The following is a 15476-nucleotide window of genomic DNA, read 5'->3' as shown; positions in this document are numbered from 1 at the left end:
GTTGACGTGTTTAACTGATGAATATTACGAAAGTTAATTTTCGAGCATCGCTTCACGAGTTGAAGCAAATCAAGCTTTTAATTGAAGAGTTTGATCATGGCTCAGATTGAACGCTGGCGGCAGGCCTAACACATGCAAGTCGAGCGGTAGCACAAGAGAGCTTGCTCTCTGGGTGACGAGCGGCGGACGGGTGAGTAATGTCTGGGAAACTGCCTGATGGAGGGGGATAACTACTGGAAACGGTAGCTAATACCGCATAACGTCTACGGACCAAAGTGGGGGACCTTCGGGCCTCATGCCATCAGATGTGCCCAGATGGGATTAGCTAGTAGGTGGGGTAATGGCTCACCTAGGCGACGATCCCTAGCTGGTCTGAGAGGATGACCAGCCACACTGGAACTGAGACACGGTCCAGACTCCTACGGGAGGCAGCAGTGGGGAATATTGCACAATGGGCGCAAGCCTGATGCAGCCATGCCGCGTGTGTGAAGAAGGCCTTCGGGTTGTAAAGCACTTTCAGCGAGGAGGAAGGGTTCAGTGTTAATAGCACTGTTCATTGACGTTACTCGCAGAAGAAGCACCGGCTAACTCCGTGCCAGCAGCCGCGGTAATACGGAGGGTGCAAGCGTTAATCGGAATTACTGGGCGTAAAGCGCACGCAGGCGGTTTGTTAAGTCAGATGTGAAATCCCCGCGCTTAACGTGGGAACTGCATTTGAAACTGGCAAGCTAGAGTCTTGTAGAGGGGGGTAGAATTCCAGGTGTAGCGGTGAAATGCGTAGAGATCTGGAGGAATACCGGTGGCGAAGGCGGCCCCCTGGACAAAGACTGACGCTCAGGTGCGAAAGCGTGGGGAGCAAACAGGATTAGATACCCTGGTAGTCCACGCTGTAAACGATGTCGACTTGGAGGTTGTGCCCTTGAGGCGTGGCTTCCGGAGCTAACGCGTTAAGTCGACCGCCTGGGGAGTACGGCCGCAAGGTTAAAACTCAAATGAATTGACGGGGGCCCGCACAAGCGGTGGAGCATGTGGTTTAATTCGATGCAACGCGAAGAACCTTACCTACTCTTGACATCCAGAGAATTCGCTAGAGATAGCTTAGTGCCTTCGGGAACTCTGAGACAGGTGCTGCATGGCTGTCGTCAGCTCGTGTTGTGAAATGTTGGGTTAAGTCCCGCAACGAGCGCAACCCTTATCCTTTGTTGCCAGCACGTAATGGTGGGAACTCAAAGGAGACTGCCGGTGATAAACCGGAGGAAGGTGGGGATGACGTCAAGTCATCATGGCCCTTACGAGTAGGGCTACACACGTGCTACAATGGCGTATACAAAGAGAAGCGAACTCGCGAGAGCAAGCGGACCTCATAAAGTACGTCGTAGTCCGGATCGGAGTCTGCAACTCGACTCCGTGAAGTCGGAATCGCTAGTAATCGTAGATCAGAATGCTACGGTGAATACGTTCCCGGGCCTTGTACACACCGCCCGTCACACCATGGGAGTGGGTTGCAAAAGAAGTAGGTAGCTTAACCTTCGGGAGGGCGCTTACCACTTTGTGATTCATGACTGGGGTGAAGTCGTAACAAGGTAACCGTAGGGGAACCTGCGGTTGGATCACCTCCTTACCTAATGATATTGATTCGCGTGAAGTGCTCACACAGATTGTCTGATAGAAACGTAATGAGCAAAAGCGCTACCTGTTGATGTAATGAGTCACTGACTCATGCTGATACGAACCGATTAAGACAGTCAGTTTAATCGGATTTTCGTGTCCCCATCGTCTAGAGGCCTAGGACACTGCCCTTTCACGGCTGTAACAGGGGTTCGAATCCCCTTGGGGACGCCAATCCGATAATGAGTGAAAGACATTATCACCGGTTCTTGGAACCGAAAACATCTTAAAGATGACTCTTGCGAGTCGTGTTTAAGATATTGCTCTTTAACAATCTGGAACAAGCTGAAAATTGAAACATGACAGCTGAAACTTATCCCTCCGTAGAAGTATTGGGGTAAGGATTAACCTGTCATAGAGTCTCTCAAATGTAGCAGCACGAAAGTGGAAACACCTTCGGGTTGTGAGGTTAAGTGACTAAGCGTACACGGTGGATGCCTAGGCAGTCAGAGGCGATGAAGGGCGTGCTAATCTGCGATAAGCGTCGGTAAGGTGATATGAACCGTAATAACCGGCGATACCCGAATGGGGAAACCCAGTGCAATTCGTTGCACTATCATACGATGAATACATAGTCGTATGAGGCGAACCGGGGGAACTGAAACATCTAAGTACCCCGAGGAAAAGAAATCAACCGAGATTCCCCCAGTAGCGGCGAGCGAACGGGGATGAGCCCAGAACCTGAATCAGTTCTTGTGTTAGTGGAAGCGTCTGGAAAGTCGCACAGTAAAGGGTGATAGTCCCGTACACTAAAATGCATTAATTGTGAGTTCGATGAGTAGGGCGGGACACGTGACATCCTGTCTGAATATGGGGGGACCATCCTCCAAGGCTAAATACTCCTGACTGACCGATAGTGAACCAGTACCGTGAGGGAAAGGCGAAAAGAACCCCGGCGAGGGGAGTGAAATAGAACCTGAAACCGTGTACGTACAAGCAGTGGGAGCACCTTCGTGGTGTGACTGCGTACCTTTTGTATAATGGGTCAGCGACTTATATTTTGTAGCAAGGTTAACCGTATAGGGGAGCCGTAGGGAAACCGAGTCTTAACTGGGCGAATAGTTGCAAGGTATAGACCCGAAACCCGGTGATCTAGCCATGGGCAGGTTGAAGGTTGGGTAACACTAACTGGAGGACCGAACCGACTAATGTTGAAAAATTAGCGGATGACTTGTGGCTGGGGGTGAAAGGCCAATCAAACCGGGAGATAGCTGGTTCTCCCCGAAAGCTATTTAGGTAGCGCCTCGTGAACTCATCTTCGGGGGTAGAGCACTGTTTCGGCTAGGGGGCCATCCCGGCTTACCAAACCGATGCAAACTCCGAATACCGAAGAATGTTATCACGGGAGACACACGGCGGGTGCTAACGTCCGTCGTGAAGAGGGAAACAACCCAGACCGCCAGCTAAGGTCCCAAAGTCATGGTTAAGTGGGAAACGATGTGGGAAGGCATAGACAGCCAGGATGTTGGCTTAGAAGCAGCCATCATTTAAAGAAAGCGTAATAGCTCACTGGTCGAGTCGGCCTGCGCGGAAGATGTAACGGGGCTAAACCATGCACCGAAGCTGCGGCAGCGACGCTTAGGCGTTGTTGGGTAGGGGAGCGTTCTGTAAGCCGTTGAAGGTGACCTGTGAGGGTTGCTGGAGGTATCAGAAGTGCGAATGCTGACATAAGTAACGATAAAGCGGGTGAAAAGCCCGCTCGCCGGAAGACCAAGGGTTCCTGTCCAACGTTAATCGGGGCAGGGTGAGTCGACCCCTAAGGCGAGGCCGAAAGGCGTAGTCGATGGGAAACAGGTTAATATTCCTGTACTCGGTGTTACTGCGAAGGGGGGACGGAGAAGGCTAGGCTAGCCGGGCGACGGTTGTCCCGGTTTAAGCGTGTAGGGGGAGTGACCTGGTAAATCCGGTTACTTGTCAACCCTGAGGCGTGATGACGATGCACTACGGTGCAGAAGTAGTTGATGCCAAGCTTCCAGGAAAAGCCTCTAAGCATCAGGTAACACAGAATCGTACCCCAAACCGACACAGGTGGTCAGGTAGAGAATACCAAGGCGCTTGAGAGAACTCGGGTGAAGGAACTAGGCAAAATGGTGCCGTAACTTCGGGAGAAGGCACGCTGGCGCGTAGGTGAAGAGACTTGCTCTCGGAGCTGAAGCCAGTCGCAGATACCAGCTGGCTGCAACTGTTTAATAAAAACACAGCACTGTGCAAACACGAAAGTGGACGTATACGGTGTGACGCCTGCCCGGTGCTGGAAGGTTAATTGATGGGGTCAGCCGCAAGGCGAAGCTCTTGATCGAAGCCCCAGTAAACGGCGGCCGTAACTATAACGGTCCTAAGGTAGCGAAATTCCTTGTCGGGTAAGTTCCGACCTGCACGAATGGCGTAATGATGGCCAGGCTGTCTCCACCCGAGACTCAGTGAAATTGAACTCGCTGTGAAGATGCAGTGTACCCGCGGCAAGACGGAAAGACCCCGTGAACCTTTACTATAGCTTGACACTGAACATTGAGCCTTGATGTGTAGGATAGGTGGGAGGCTTTGAAGCGTGGACGCCAGTCTGCGTGGAGCCAACCTTGAAATACCACCCTTTAATGTTTGATGTTCTAACTCGGCCCCATAATCTGGGGTGAGGACAGTGTCTGGTGGGTAGTTTGACTGGGGCGGTCTCCTCCCAAAGAGTAACGGAGGAGCACGAAGGTTAGCTAATCACGGTCGGACATCGTGAGGTTAGTGCAAAGGCATAAGCTAGCTTGACTGCGAGAGTGACGGCTCGAGCAGGTACGAAAGTAGGTCTTAGTGATCCGGTGGTTCTGAATGGAAGGGCCATCGCTCAACGGATAAAAGGTACTCCGGGGATAACAGGCTGATACCGCCCAAGAGTTCATATCGACGGCGGTGTTTGGCACCTCGATGTCGGCTCATCACATCCTGGGGCTGAAGTAGGTCCCAAGGGTATGGCTGTTCGCCATTTAAAGTGGTACGCGAGCTGGGTTTAGAACGTCGTGAGACAGTTCGGTCCCTATCTGCCGTGGGCGTTGGAAGATTGAGAGGGGTTGCTCCTAGTACGAGAGGACCGGAGTGAACGCACCACTGGTGTTCGGGTTGTCATGCCAATGGCACTGCCCGGTAGCTAAGTGCGGAAAAGATAAGCGCTGAAAGCATCTAAGCGCGAAACTTGCCTCGAGATGAGTCTTCCCTGGGCCTTTAAGGTCCCTGAAGGAACGTTTAAGACTAAGACGTTGATAGGCTGGGTGTGTAAGTGCAGCGATGCATTGAGCTAACCAGTACTAATGATCCGTGAGGCTTAACCTTACAACACCAAAGGTGTTTTAGAGAGATTGTAGAGATTTTCAGCGAGTTCCGAGATTGGTTTCAATGGCTACGGGAGTAGCGGTTGGAATGAAACAGAATTTGCCTGGCGGCAATAGCGCGGTGGTCCCACCTGACCCCATGCCGAACTCAGAAGTGAAACGCCGTAGCGCCGATGGTAGTGTGGGGTCTCCCCATGCGAGAGTAGGACACTGCCAGGCATCAATTAAGCCAAGAGGCCATCCGCAAGGATGGCCTTTTTGCTGTGTGCGAAAGAAAAAGGCGCAGCCAGGCAGGGTCTTGCTAGCCGATAATCTGCACTTTCCTACGAGTAAATTCCTGCCAGTTATATTCGCGATTATAAATATGGTTAATGTTTAAAAAACATAACTGTTTTCAGATGAATGTAAATCAGCCCTAATTGGATTGGTTTGGCTCTCAACAATAAGCGCACCCACCAAGAAAAACTTTTATTAATCATCTTAACCATTATCTCTAATGTATTACCTAATTAATTTATATAGAAATTACCTTATAAAACAATTAGAAATATTTCATCTATGGATGATCTCCAGATAAAAGCAATATCAATGAAAACAAATATTAGTCTGACGTACTGAATCGAGTAGACTAGGTGGAGGTTCATTTCCGTATAGGTATTTATCGTTATGTCTACTGAAGGCGCGTCATTAAAAAACCACAATACCTTTGCGCTCCCGGTCAACGCAGCGCATCTGGTCATTGCCAACACTATCGAATTAATGATCAAGGTTTGGCAGAAAACGCAGAAGCGCCAAGAGCCGCTGCTGGTACTCGGTGAAGGAAGTAACGTCCTGTTTCTTGAAGACTTTGCCGGTACGGTCATGATCAATCAATTGAAAGGCATTGATATTAGAGAAGAAAAGGATGCCTGGTTCCTCCACGTCAGCTCAGGTGAAAATTGGCATGGCCTGGTTTGTCGGACCCTGGATATCAGCATTCCTGGCCTGGAAAATTTGGCTCTGATCCCTGGCCTGGTCGGTTCTGCCCCCATTCAGAATATCGGCGCCTATGGCATCGAGCTCAAAAGCGTATGTGACTACGTTGATCTATTGGATCTGAGTACGGGAGCTATCGATCGCATTTCAGCGTCAGATTGTGGGTTTGGCTACCGTGAAAGCATTTTCAAACATCATTTTCAGAAGGGGCACATCATTGTTGGCGTAGGCTTGCGCCTGAACAAACAATGGAACCCGATGCTTAATTATGGCGAGCTGGCAAAACTGGATCCGCAAACGGTGACCCCACGTCAGGTCTTTGATTCAGTGTGCGCCATGCGTCGCAGTAAGCTGCCGGATCCTAAGGTGATGGGTAATGCCGGTAGTTTCTTCAAAAATCCGTTGGTCAGTAGTGAAAAGGCCGCTGCGCTGATGCTCGAATATCCTGGTATGCCGCATTACCCACAGCAGGATGGTCAGGTGAAGCTGGCAGCTGGCTGGTTGATCGATCAGTGTGAGCTGAAAGGTTATCGTATTGGCGGTGCGGCGGTACATAGTCAACAGGCGCTTGTTCTGGTTAATGTGGATAGTGCCACCAGTCAAAACGTGGTCGCCTTGGCTCGCCATGTGCGTAATACCGTAGCGAAAAAGTTTGATGTCTGGTTAGAGCCAGAAGTACGCTTTATCGGTAAGGATGGCGAGTTGAATGCCGTAGAGGTTCTGTCATGAAGGATACCAAAGTTCCCCTCAAGCTGATTGCAATACTGGCCGATGGTGGTTTCCATTCAGGCGAGCACCTTGGTGAATTACTGGGGATGAGCCGCGCAGCCATTAACAAGCATATACAGACCATCCGTGAGTGGGGCCTGGACGTGTTTACCGTACCCGGAAAAGGCTACAGTCTGCCTGCTCCAATCCAATTGCTGGATGCCGAACGTATTCTCAGCCAATTGGCAGATAAGCGTGTCACCGTGCTGCCGGTCGTGGATTCTACCAACCAATACCTATTGGAGCGTATTGCTGAGCTGCAGTCGGGTGATGCCTGTGTCGCTGAGTATCAGCAAGCCGGACGTGGTCGACGTGGACGTCAATGGATATCTCCATTTGGCGCCAATCTCTATCTTTCAATGTTTTGGCGCCTCGAGCAGGGGCCTGCCGCCGCAATGGGTCTGAGCCTGGTGATTGGTATAGTGATGGCCGAAGTGTTGCAAGGCCTCGGCGCGCAGGATGTCAGAGTCAAATGGCCGAATGATTTATATCTTAACGATCGTAAGTTGGCTGGGATCTTGGTCGAATTGACAGGGAAAACCGGTGATGCGGCACAGCTGGTCATCGGTGCAGGTATCAATTTGGCGATGCGTGAAACTAATGCCAATGCCATTAATCAAGGCTGGATAAACCTGCAGGAAGCGGGGATTAATATCGATCGCAATGAGCTGGCCGCGACCTTGCTTAATGAGCTACGCCAATCGCTGCGTCAGTTTGAGATTGAGGGTTTGACTCCCTTTATTTCACGCTGGCATGCGTTGGATAACTTTATTGACCGGCCTGTTAAGCTATTAATCGGTGAGCAGCAAATATTCGGGACTGCTCGCGGTATCGATCAGCAAGGGGCATTATTGCTTGAGCAAAATGGTGTTATTAAGCCATTCATTGGCGGGGAAATATCGCTACGTAGTGCAGAGTAAATTATTATTAATAAGGGGCTCTTAGGCCCCTTGTCGCTAATGAAATTACTTTCTCAAACGAACGCTCTCGACTGCATGATTAGCGCTCTTGGTCATAATCAGGCTCGCACGTTCGCGTGTTGGAAGGATATTTTCCTGTAAATTCAATCCATTGATTTCATTCCACAGCTGAGTGGCTATATTAACAGCCTCAGGTTCTGGCAGCTTGGAATAGTTATGGAAATAAGAATCAGGATTAGAAAACGCTCCCTGACGGAATTTAAGGAACCGGTTAATGTACCAGGACTGTAACAGTTCTTCCGGTGCGTCGACATATATAGAGAAATCAACAAAGTCAGAAACAAATACGCGATGCGGATCATGAGGATAGTCCATACCGCTTTGTAAAACGTTGAGCCCTTCCAAAATAAGAATATCCGGCTGCTCGATGACTTTATTTCCTTCAGGAACAACATCATAAATCAAGTGGGAATATACCGGAGCAGTGACGCGTTTGGCGCCGGATTTCACTTCAGAAACGAACTTGACCAGGCTGTGCATATCGTAAGACTGCGGGAAACCTTTTTTCTTCATCAGCCCGCGTTCGTTCAACACTTTATTGGGATGCAGGAAACCATCAGTGGTGATCAGCTCAACGCTACGGTGTTCCGGCCAACTGCTGAGCAATGCCTGTAATAAACGTGCGGTGGTACTTTTGCCTACGGCAACGCTGCCGGCGATGCCGATAACGTAGGGGATTTTTTGTCCATCGGTTCCGAGAAATTGCTCGAGTACGGCCTGACGGCGCAGGTTGGAACTGATATAGAAGTTCAGCAACCGCGACAGCGGCAGATAAATCTGAGCCACCTCTTCCAAAGAGAGATCTTCGTTAATCCCTTTCAGTTTAACAATCTCTTCTTCTGACAGTGTCAGCGGCACCGAATCTCGCAACGCAGCCCATTGGGTACGATCGAACTGAAGATAGGGCGTCGCTAAAGATTGATCTCTTTTTATCATAAGCCAAATTCTGCCTGTTAACGCAGGTTGGGAAAGGCGCCGGACGCCAACTCCAGATAATAAACAAGCTGCATATTATAGACAGCTTCGTTTTTGGCGTAGACTTTTTTCGCAAAAGTTATCGATTGGCGGCAGTTTATGTCAATTGTGAGAAGCGGCGCGCAGTTGATGGCAGAGGCGTTGCAAAGCGGTATCGCTAGGAAATGATACCGCTTTCATGCTAGCTGGCGATGGCAGGGGAGGTTTGGTTAACCGCGAACAGGCGTTTGTAGTAAATGGCCGTCGGGTGATAGTAGCCATCGGGTGCGGCGGCATAGTCGGGTAACTCTCCGAGGCAGCGATAGCCCAATGAGCGATACAGCGCCTCTGCAGCGGAACCTGCCTGCGTGTCGAGATAAAGCAGGCCGCGCTGTTGCTGAAGTGCTGACTGTTCCAATGCTTTCATCAGGGCTTGTCCGACACCGTTACGACGTGCCCGGCTGTGGACTAATAGTTTTTGTACTTCAGCCCTGTTGCGTCCATTCGGTTTCTGGCACAGCTCCAGTTGTACTGTGCCAATGACGCCGCGCTCGTCTCTGGCAATCCACAACAACAGCTCTCCTTTGGCCAAGGCAGGCCTCAGGCTGTGGAAGTAACTCTCGGCGTCTTCATGCGGGATCAGTGTGTCGTAGCCCACTGAGGCCCCATGCGTTACCGCATCGGTCAACAGGCGAGCCAGTTCATTTCGGTAAATGGGCAGCGTGGCGGCATTAATCAGGACAATTTTCATCGGTCATTCCTCCTGGGTGAGGGGGTAATGAAGACAAGCAATAATTGCGCCAGAGCGGTGGTGGGTGCTGTGGCAGCGAAAGCGGTGAGAAATAATGATAGTTGATGTCATTACGTGGGGCACTCATCCCTTTTTTGGTGCATCGATATCACTCACAGTTTCCTGTTTTGGGTTTACGGATTTGAGATAACGGGCACGGGGAAAGAAAGGGTCAATACTTGCAAAAAGTGGATTAAATTGTAGAGAATGATGCCTGCAGTTGATGAATCTTTGCACGCTACGCGCAGTAAATTGCAAGACACCGTGCAAAATTGGGTGATTTGTGAGCGAAAGTGCAACTAACGCAATTTTTTTGTTGCATAGGTCGTCCGGTCTACCTAGAATGCGCTGCACTTGATGCCGGCTTAGCTCAGTTGGTAGAGCAACTGACTTGTAATCAGTAGGTCACCAGTTCGATTCCGGTAGCCGGCACCAATCAAGTCACAGTAGTTAAAATCTGGTGGGGTTCCCGAGCGGCCAAAGGGAGCAGACTGTAAATCTGCCGTCACAGACTTCGAAGGTTCGAATCCTTCCCCCACCACCATATCTTGCCTTAGGCAGTTAACTGGCCAGCGATAATCTCGCAACGGTTGACTTGCAGAAGGAGAAGGCGAAAGCCTTCGCAAGGTTCGAGTTGTACAGCGCATAGCGCAAACAACTCGAAGGGTGAGAGTTAAGCGATAAACAATCCTTCTCCTCCCTTAAAATTCTACAGAAAAGTCAGGTAGCCGAGTTCCAGGATGCGGGCATCGTATAATGGCTATTACCTCAGCCTTCCAAGCTGATGATGTGGGTTCGATTCCCACTGCCCGCTCCAAGATGTGCTGATATAGCTCAGTTGGTAGAGCGCACCCTTGGTAAGGGTGAGGTCGGCAGTTCGAATCTGCCTATCAGCACCACTTCTTATTATCTCGCCCCCTGATTTTCTTTCTGTTCTGGATTCAACAAGCAAATGCTTGGTTGATGTGGTGATACCACCGATTTATCCGTGTCTTAGAGGGACAATCGATGTCTAAAGAAAAGTTTGAACGTTCAAAACCGCACGTTAACGTCGGTACTATCGGCCACGTTGACCACGGTAAAACTACCCTGACTGCAGCAATCACCACCGTTCTGGCTAAAACCTACGGCGGTTCTGCACGTGCTTTCGACCAGATCGATAACGCGCCAGAAGAAAAAGCTCGTGGTATCACCATCAACACTTCTCACGTTGAGTATGACACCCCGACTCGTCACTACGCGCACGTTGACTGCCCAGGGCACGCCGACTACGTTAAAAACATGATCACCGGTGCTGCTCAGATGGACGGCGCTATCCTGGTTGTTGCTGCGACTGACGGCCCAATGCCTCAGACCCGTGAGCACATCCTGCTGGGTCGTCAGGTTGGCGTTCCTTTCATCATCGTATTCATGAACAAATGCGACATGGTTGATGATGAAGAGCTGCTGGAACTGGTAGAAATGGAAGTTCGTGAACTTCTGTCTGCTTACGACTTCCCTGGTGATGACCTGCCGGTTGTTCGTGGTTCAGCGCTGAAAGCACTGGAAGGCGAAGCTGAGTGGGAAGCTAAAATCATCGAGCTGGCCGGTTACCTGGATTCTTACATCCCAGAACCAGAGCGTGCTATCGACAAGCCGTTCCTGCTGCCAATCGAAGACGTCTTCTCCATCTCCGGTCGTGGTACCGTTGTTACCGGTCGTGTTGAGCGCGGTATCGTTAAAGTTGGCGAAGAAGTTGAAATCGTTGGTATCAAAGACACCGTTAAGTCTACCTGTACTGGCGTTGAAATGTTCCGCAAACTGCTGGACGAAGGCCGTGCTGGTGAGAACGTTGGTGTTCTGCTGCGTGGTATCAAGCGTGAAGACATCGAACGTGGTCAGGTACTGGCTAAACCAGGTTCAATCAAGCCACACACCAAGTTCGACTCAGAAGTGTACATCCTGAGCAAAGAAGAAGGTGGTCGTCATACTCCATTCTTCAAAGGCTACCGTCCACAGTTCTACTTCCGTACAACTGACGTGACCGGTACCATCGAACTGCCAGAAGGCGTTGAAATGGTAATGCCAGGTGACAACGTGAACATGGTTGTTACCCTGATCCACCCAATCGCGATGGACGACGGCCTGCGTTTCGCAATCCGTGAAGGCGGCCGTACCGTTGGCGCTGGTGTTGTTGCCAAAGTTATCGCTTAATCGCTGATAACGTTTGACGCGACACGCGGTAAAAGGGCATCATTTGATGCCCTTTTTCTACGCTGTGAACTAGAACCTATCTCATCAGCGATTTTGCAGTCATAATCATTGGTGAGATGGGCTCTTAAAGCCGTATTGACTGAGATACGTCATAGCGTAAAACACCGAAATGCTGCCGAGCGGCATTTGATCGGTTTGGTTTGTCTTGCTGTGCGAGGCAAAGTTGTCTGTTCTGAATTCATTGTGACAGGTTGGTTTATGAGTGCGAATACCGAGGCTCAAGGGAGCGGGCGCGGCCTGGAAACGGCTAAGTGGCTGATCGTCGCCGTTCTGTTGGTTGTAGCGATTGTCGGTAACTATTACTACCGTGATTTCAGCCTGCCATTACGTGCGCTGGCTGTTGTAGTGGTTATCGCTGTTGCTGGCGCTGTAGCGCTGATGACCACCAAAGGCAAGGCCACCGTTGCGTTTGCACGCGAAGCGCGCACTGAAGTGCGCAAGGTGATCTGGCCAACTCGTCAGGAAACGCTACACACCACGTTGATCGTTGCCGCGGTAACTGCCGTGATGTCGCTGATTCTGTGGGGCCTGGACGGTATTCTGGTCCGTCTGGTATCGTTTATTACTGGCCTGAGGTTCTAAAATGTCTGAAGCTCCAAAAAAACGTTGGTACGTCGTTCAGGCGTTTTCCGGTTTTGAAGGTCGCGTAGCGCAATCGCTGCGTGAGCACATCAAACTGCACGATATGGAAGAACTGTTCGGCGAAGTGATGGTACCTACGGAAGAAGTTGTTGAGATCCGTGGTGGCCAACGTCGTAAAAGTGAACGTAAATTCTTCCCGGGTTATGTCCTGGTCCAGATGGTAATGAACGATGCCAGCTGGCACCTGGTGCGTAGCGTTCCACGCGTAATGGGTTTCATCGGCGGCACCTCTGACCGTCCGGCGCCGATCAGCGATAAAGAAGTTGATGCGATTATGAACCGCCTGCAACAGGTGGGTGACAAGCCGCGTCCTAAAACGCTGTTCGAACCGGGTGAACTGGTCCGTGTTAACGATGGTCCGTTTGCTGACTTCAACGGTGTTGTTGAAGAAGTGGATTACGAGAAGAGCCGCCTGAAAGTTTCCGTTTCCATCTTTGGCCGTGCAACGCCGGTGGAACTGGACTTCGCTCAGGTTGAAAAAGGCTGATCAATTAATCAGCAGCGAGTGGCGTTTGCCGCTTGTCAGAGGCGCGAAATTGAACTATAATTTCGCGCCTTTTGTTTTTATAGGCCTTGCTCATTGAGTTGAGCGGGGTGAAACACGGGGAGCCTCTATTGAGGCGATATTACCCAAACCGAGGAATTGTAAATGGCCAAGAAAGTACAAGCCTACGTTAAGCTGCAGGTTGCAGCCGGTATGGCTAACCCAAGTCCGCCAGTTGGTCCAGCTCTGGGTCAGCAAGGCGTTAACATCATGGAATTCTGTAAGGCGTTCAATGCTAAGACTGACAGCGTTGAGAAAGGTCTGCCGATTCCGGTTGTTATTACCGTTTATTCTGATCGCTCCTTCACTTTCGTTACCAAAACCCCGCCAGCAGCAGTTCTGCTGAAAAAAGCGGCTGGTATCAAGTCTGGTTCTGGCAAGCCGAACAAAGACAAAGTAGGTAAAGTGACTCGTGCTCAGGTACGTGAAATCGCAGAAACCAAAGCTGCGGACATGACTGGTTCTGACGTTGAAGCGATGACTCGCTCCATCGAAGGTACTGCTCGTTCCATGGGCCTGGTAGTGGAGGATTAAGAAATGGCTAAGCTGACCAAGCGCATGCGCGTGATCCGTGACAAAGTTGATGCTACTAAACAGTATGACATCACCGAAGCTGTTGCTCTGCTGAAAGAGCTGGCCACCGCTAAATTCGTAGAAAGCGTTGACGTTGCTGTTAACCTCGGCATCGACGCTCGTAAATCTGACCAAAACGTTCGTGGCGCTACCGTTCTGCCAAACGGCACCGGTCGTTCTGTTCGCGTTGCCGTATTTGCCCAGGGCCCTAACGCTGAAGCTGCTAAAGCTGCTGGCGCAGAGCTGGTAGGTATGGAAGATCTGGCAGACCTGATCAAGAAAGGCGAAATGAACTTCGACGTTGTTATTGCTTCCCCGGATGCAATGCGCGTTGTTGGTCAACTGGGCCAGATCCTGGGTCCACGTGGCCTGATGCCAAACCCGAAAGTGGGTACCGTTACTCCGAACGTTGCTGAAGCAGTGAAAAATGCTAAAGCAGGTCAGGTTCGTTACCGTAACGACAAAAACGGCATCATCCATACCACTATCGGTAAGGTTGATTTCGAGTCAGACAAGCTGAAAGAAAACCTGGAAGCCCTGCTGGTTGCGCTGAAAAAAGCAAAACCATCTCAGGCGAAAGGCGTGTACATCAAGAAAGTTAGCCTCTCCACCACCATGGGTGCTGGCGTTGCTATCGATCAAAGCGGCCTGACTGCTGTAGCGAACTAATCGTCCTGCGATTATCGCTTTGACTTGGGGCTAAGGTTCGTCTAGAATCTTATGCCCCAAGGTTTTGCTATTGGCAATAGCCATAGTGGAACAAAGATTTTTCGGTTGGAGCCTGGCCTATCCAGGCCTCCGTCCAAGACCGCAGGTGTATCGAAAGGTACTTAATCCTTCCTGCGTAGACGGTGACAGAGCCTAAAGAAAATTTTTAAATTGTCTTTGCTGGATTCTGCTCACCGTGTTTGAACGCTCTCGCTGCGTGATTTATCACAAGGTGTTGAGTGATGTGAGTGCTGGGGATTTCCCCCGGCTAAATCCAGGAGCAAAAAGCTAATGGCATTAAATCTTCAAGACAAACAAGCGATTGTTGCTGAAGTCAACGAAGTAGCCAAAGGCGCGCTGTCTGCGGTTGTTGCGGATTCCCGTGGCGTTACCGTTGATAAAATGACTGAACTGCGTAAAGCAGGTCGTGAAGCTGGCGTTTACATGCGTGTTGTTCGCAACACCTTGATGCGTCGCGTAGTTGAAGGCACTCCATTCGAATGCCTGAAAGACACGTTTGTCGGTCCTACCTTGATTGCATTCTCTAACGAACACCCGGGCGCTGCTGCTCGTCTGTTCAAAGAGTTCGCGAAAGCGAATGCAAAATTCGAGGTTAAAGCTGCGGCCTTTGAAGGTGAGCTGATCCCTGCGGCACAAATTGACCGCTTGGCAACTCTGCCTACTTACGATGAAGCAATCGCACGCCTGATGGCAACCATGAAAGAAGCCGCTGCCGGCAAATTGGTTCGCACTCTGGCTGCACTGCGCGATCAGAAAGAAGCGGCATAAGCCCTCTTTCTTAGCCTTTGCTTACGTATTTAAACTATTTCTGAATTTTAGGAACATTTGTTATGTCTATCACTAAAGACCAAATTATCGAAGGCGTTGCAGCTCTGTCTGTAATGGAAATCGTTGAACTGATCGCCGCTATGGAAGAGAAGTTCGGTGTTTCTGCTGCTGCTGTAGCTGCAGGTCCTGCTGCTGCTGCTGAAGCTGTTGAAGAAAAAACTGAATTCGACGTTGTACTGAAAGGTATCGGCGCGAACAAAGTTGCAGTAATCAAAGCAGTACGTGGCGCAACTGGCCTGGGTCTGAAAGAAGCTAAAGACCTGGTTGAGTCTGCACCAGCAGCACTGAAAGAAGGCATCAGCAAAGACGACGCTGAAGCACTGAAAAAAGCTCTGGAAGAAGCTGGCGCTGAAGTTGAAGTTAAATAAGCCACTGCTTTCTGAGTGCAGTCTGTTTTAACTAACAGACTGATGGCTGGTGACTTTTTGGTCACCAGCCTTTTTGCGCTGTAGGGCGTC

Annotated in this window: 11 protein-coding genes, 5 tRNA genes, 3 rRNA genes and 1 other RNA gene; 18 read left to right on the top strand and 2 right to left on the bottom strand. The window is 50.3% G+C overall.

What is annotated here, in order from left to right:
* Positions 1–78: 78 nt before the first annotated feature.
* The 6 genes from ACMGG1_RS22875 (at position 79) to birA (ending at position 7645) form a co-directional block, all read left to right on the top strand.
* A 16S ribosomal RNA gene (locus ACMGG1_RS22875) occupies positions 79–1621 on the top strand.
* Between the two features lie 145 nt (positions 1622–1766).
* Positions 1767–1842 (top strand) — tRNA-Glu (locus ACMGG1_RS22870).
* 233 nt (positions 1843–2075) lie between these two features.
* Positions 2076–4983 (top strand): 23S ribosomal RNA (locus ACMGG1_RS22865).
* 102 nt (positions 4984–5085) lie between these two features.
* Positions 5086–5201, top strand: a 5S ribosomal RNA gene (gene rrf / locus ACMGG1_RS22860).
* Together the 16S, 23S and 5S rRNA genes with 1 tRNA gene alongside form the textbook arrangement of a ribosomal RNA operon.
* A gap of 447 nt (positions 5202–5648) precedes the next feature.
* On the top strand, positions 5649–6686 hold the full coding sequence (gene murB / locus ACMGG1_RS22855) for a UDP-N-acetylmuramate dehydrogenase (RefSeq protein WP_128865730.1): 1038 nt from the start codon (positions 5649–5651) through the stop codon (positions 6684–6686).
* Positions 6683–7645 carry a bifunctional biotin--[acetyl-CoA-carboxylase] ligase/biotin operon repressor BirA gene (birA, locus tag ACMGG1_RS22850; RefSeq protein WP_046374700.1) on the top strand — a complete coding sequence of 321 codons (963 nt, stop codon included), beginning with the start codon at positions 6683–6685 and terminating at the stop codon, positions 7643–7645. Before murB ends, birA begins: the two co-directional genes overlap by 4 nt.
* Positions 7646–7690: 45 nt before the next feature.
* Here the strand turns inward: birA and coaA are convergent, their stop codons facing one another.
* Positions 7691–8641, bottom strand: a complete 951-nt coding sequence (gene coaA / locus ACMGG1_RS22845; protein WP_020828749.1) for a type I pantothenate kinase — start codon at positions 8639–8641, stop codon at positions 7691–7693.
* A gap of 220 nt (positions 8642–8861) precedes the next feature.
* A complete protein-coding gene (locus ACMGG1_RS22840) occupies positions 8862–9410 on the bottom strand; it encodes a GNAT family N-acetyltransferase (RefSeq protein ID WP_262245376.1) in 549 nt (182 codons plus the stop codon).
* A 398-nt stretch (positions 9411–9808) separates the two neighbouring features.
* Here ACMGG1_RS22840 and ACMGG1_RS22835 point away from each other — a divergent pair.
* The 12 genes from ACMGG1_RS22835 to rplL all read left to right on the top strand — a co-directional run bounded on the left by ACMGG1_RS22835 (position 9809) and on the right by rplL (position 15386).
* Positions 9809–9884: transfer RNA gene (locus ACMGG1_RS22835), tRNA-Thr, on the top strand.
* 24 nt (positions 9885–9908) lie between these two features.
* Positions 9909–9993 (top strand) — tRNA-Tyr (locus ACMGG1_RS22830).
* Positions 9994–10039: 46 nt separating this feature from the next.
* A non-coding RNA gene (locus ACMGG1_RS22825) (RtT sRNA) lies at positions 10040–10154 on the top strand.
* Positions 10155–10191: 37 nt separating this feature from the next.
* A tRNA-Gly gene (locus ACMGG1_RS22820) sits at positions 10192–10266 on the top strand.
* Between the two features lie 6 nt (positions 10267–10272).
* Positions 10273–10348, top strand: a tRNA-Thr gene (locus ACMGG1_RS22815).
* A 109-nt stretch (positions 10349–10457) separates the two neighbouring features.
* Entirely contained in the window at positions 10458–11642 is a 1185-nt protein-coding gene (tuf, locus tag ACMGG1_RS22810; RefSeq protein WP_020828747.1) for an elongation factor Tu, read from the top strand.
* A gap of 258 nt (positions 11643–11900) precedes the next feature.
* On the top strand, positions 11901–12284 hold the full coding sequence (gene secE, locus ACMGG1_RS22805) for a preprotein translocase subunit SecE (protein WP_020828746.1): 384 nt from the start codon (positions 11901–11903) through the stop codon (positions 12282–12284).
* A 1-nt stretch (position 12285) separates the two neighbouring features.
* Positions 12286–12831 carry a transcription termination/antitermination protein NusG gene (gene nusG / locus ACMGG1_RS22800; RefSeq protein WP_004953928.1) on the top strand — a complete coding sequence of 182 codons (546 nt, stop codon included), beginning with the start codon at positions 12286–12288 and terminating at the stop codon, positions 12829–12831.
* 162 nt (positions 12832–12993) lie between these two features.
* Positions 12994–13422, top strand: coding sequence for a 50S ribosomal protein L11 (gene rplK / locus ACMGG1_RS22795; protein ID WP_015376316.1), 429 nt, complete (start codon positions 12994–12996; stop codon positions 13420–13422).
* Between the two features lie 3 nt (positions 13423–13425).
* A complete protein-coding gene (gene rplA, locus ACMGG1_RS22790; RefSeq protein WP_004953932.1) occupies positions 13426–14130 on the top strand; it encodes a 50S ribosomal protein L1 in 705 nt (234 codons plus the stop codon).
* Positions 14131–14460: 330 nt separating this feature from the next.
* Positions 14461–14958, top strand: coding sequence for a 50S ribosomal protein L10 (gene rplJ / locus ACMGG1_RS22785; protein ID WP_020828745.1), 498 nt, complete (start codon positions 14461–14463; stop codon positions 14956–14958).
* A gap of 62 nt (positions 14959–15020) precedes the next feature.
* Positions 15021–15386 (top strand): 50S ribosomal protein L7/L12, encoded by a 366-nt coding sequence (rplL, locus tag ACMGG1_RS22780; RefSeq protein ID WP_012004743.1) that lies wholly within the window; start codon positions 15021–15023, stop codon positions 15384–15386.
* Positions 15387–15476: the final 90 nt, after the last annotated feature.

Source organism: Serratia sp. BNK-12 (assembly GCF_047456085.1).
Lineage (GTDB): Bacteria > Pseudomonadota > Gammaproteobacteria > Enterobacterales > Enterobacteriaceae > Serratia > Serratia liquefaciens.
This window is presented reverse-complemented; position numbering and strand designations above follow the sequence as displayed.

Coding starts and splice junctions, on each gene's coding strand:
- murB (WP_128865730.1), top strand. CDS start 5,649: ATGTCTACTGAAGGCGCGTCATTAAAAAACCACAATACCTTTGCGCTC.
- birA (WP_046374700.1), top strand. CDS start 6,683: ATGAAGGATACCAAAGTTCCCCTCAAGCTGATTGCAATACTGGCCGAT.
- coaA (WP_020828749.1), bottom strand. CDS start 8,641: ATGATAAAAAGAGATCAATCTTTAGCGACGCCCTATCTTCAGTTCGAT.
- ACMGG1_RS22840 (WP_262245376.1), bottom strand. CDS start 9,410: ATGAAAATTGTCCTGATTAATGCCGCCACGCTGCCCATTTACCGAAAT.
- tuf (WP_020828747.1), top strand. CDS start 10,458: ATGTCTAAAGAAAAGTTTGAACGTTCAAAACCGCACGTTAACGTCGGT.
- secE (WP_020828746.1), top strand. CDS start 11,901: ATGAGTGCGAATACCGAGGCTCAAGGGAGCGGGCGCGGCCTGGAAACG.
- nusG (WP_004953928.1), top strand. CDS start 12,286: ATGTCTGAAGCTCCAAAAAAACGTTGGTACGTCGTTCAGGCGTTTTCC.
- rplK (WP_015376316.1), top strand. CDS start 12,994: ATGGCCAAGAAAGTACAAGCCTACGTTAAGCTGCAGGTTGCAGCCGGT.
- rplA (WP_004953932.1), top strand. CDS start 13,426: ATGGCTAAGCTGACCAAGCGCATGCGCGTGATCCGTGACAAAGTTGAT.
- rplJ (WP_020828745.1), top strand. CDS start 14,461: ATGGCATTAAATCTTCAAGACAAACAAGCGATTGTTGCTGAAGTCAAC.
- rplL (WP_012004743.1), top strand. CDS start 15,021: ATGTCTATCACTAAAGACCAAATTATCGAAGGCGTTGCAGCTCTGTCT.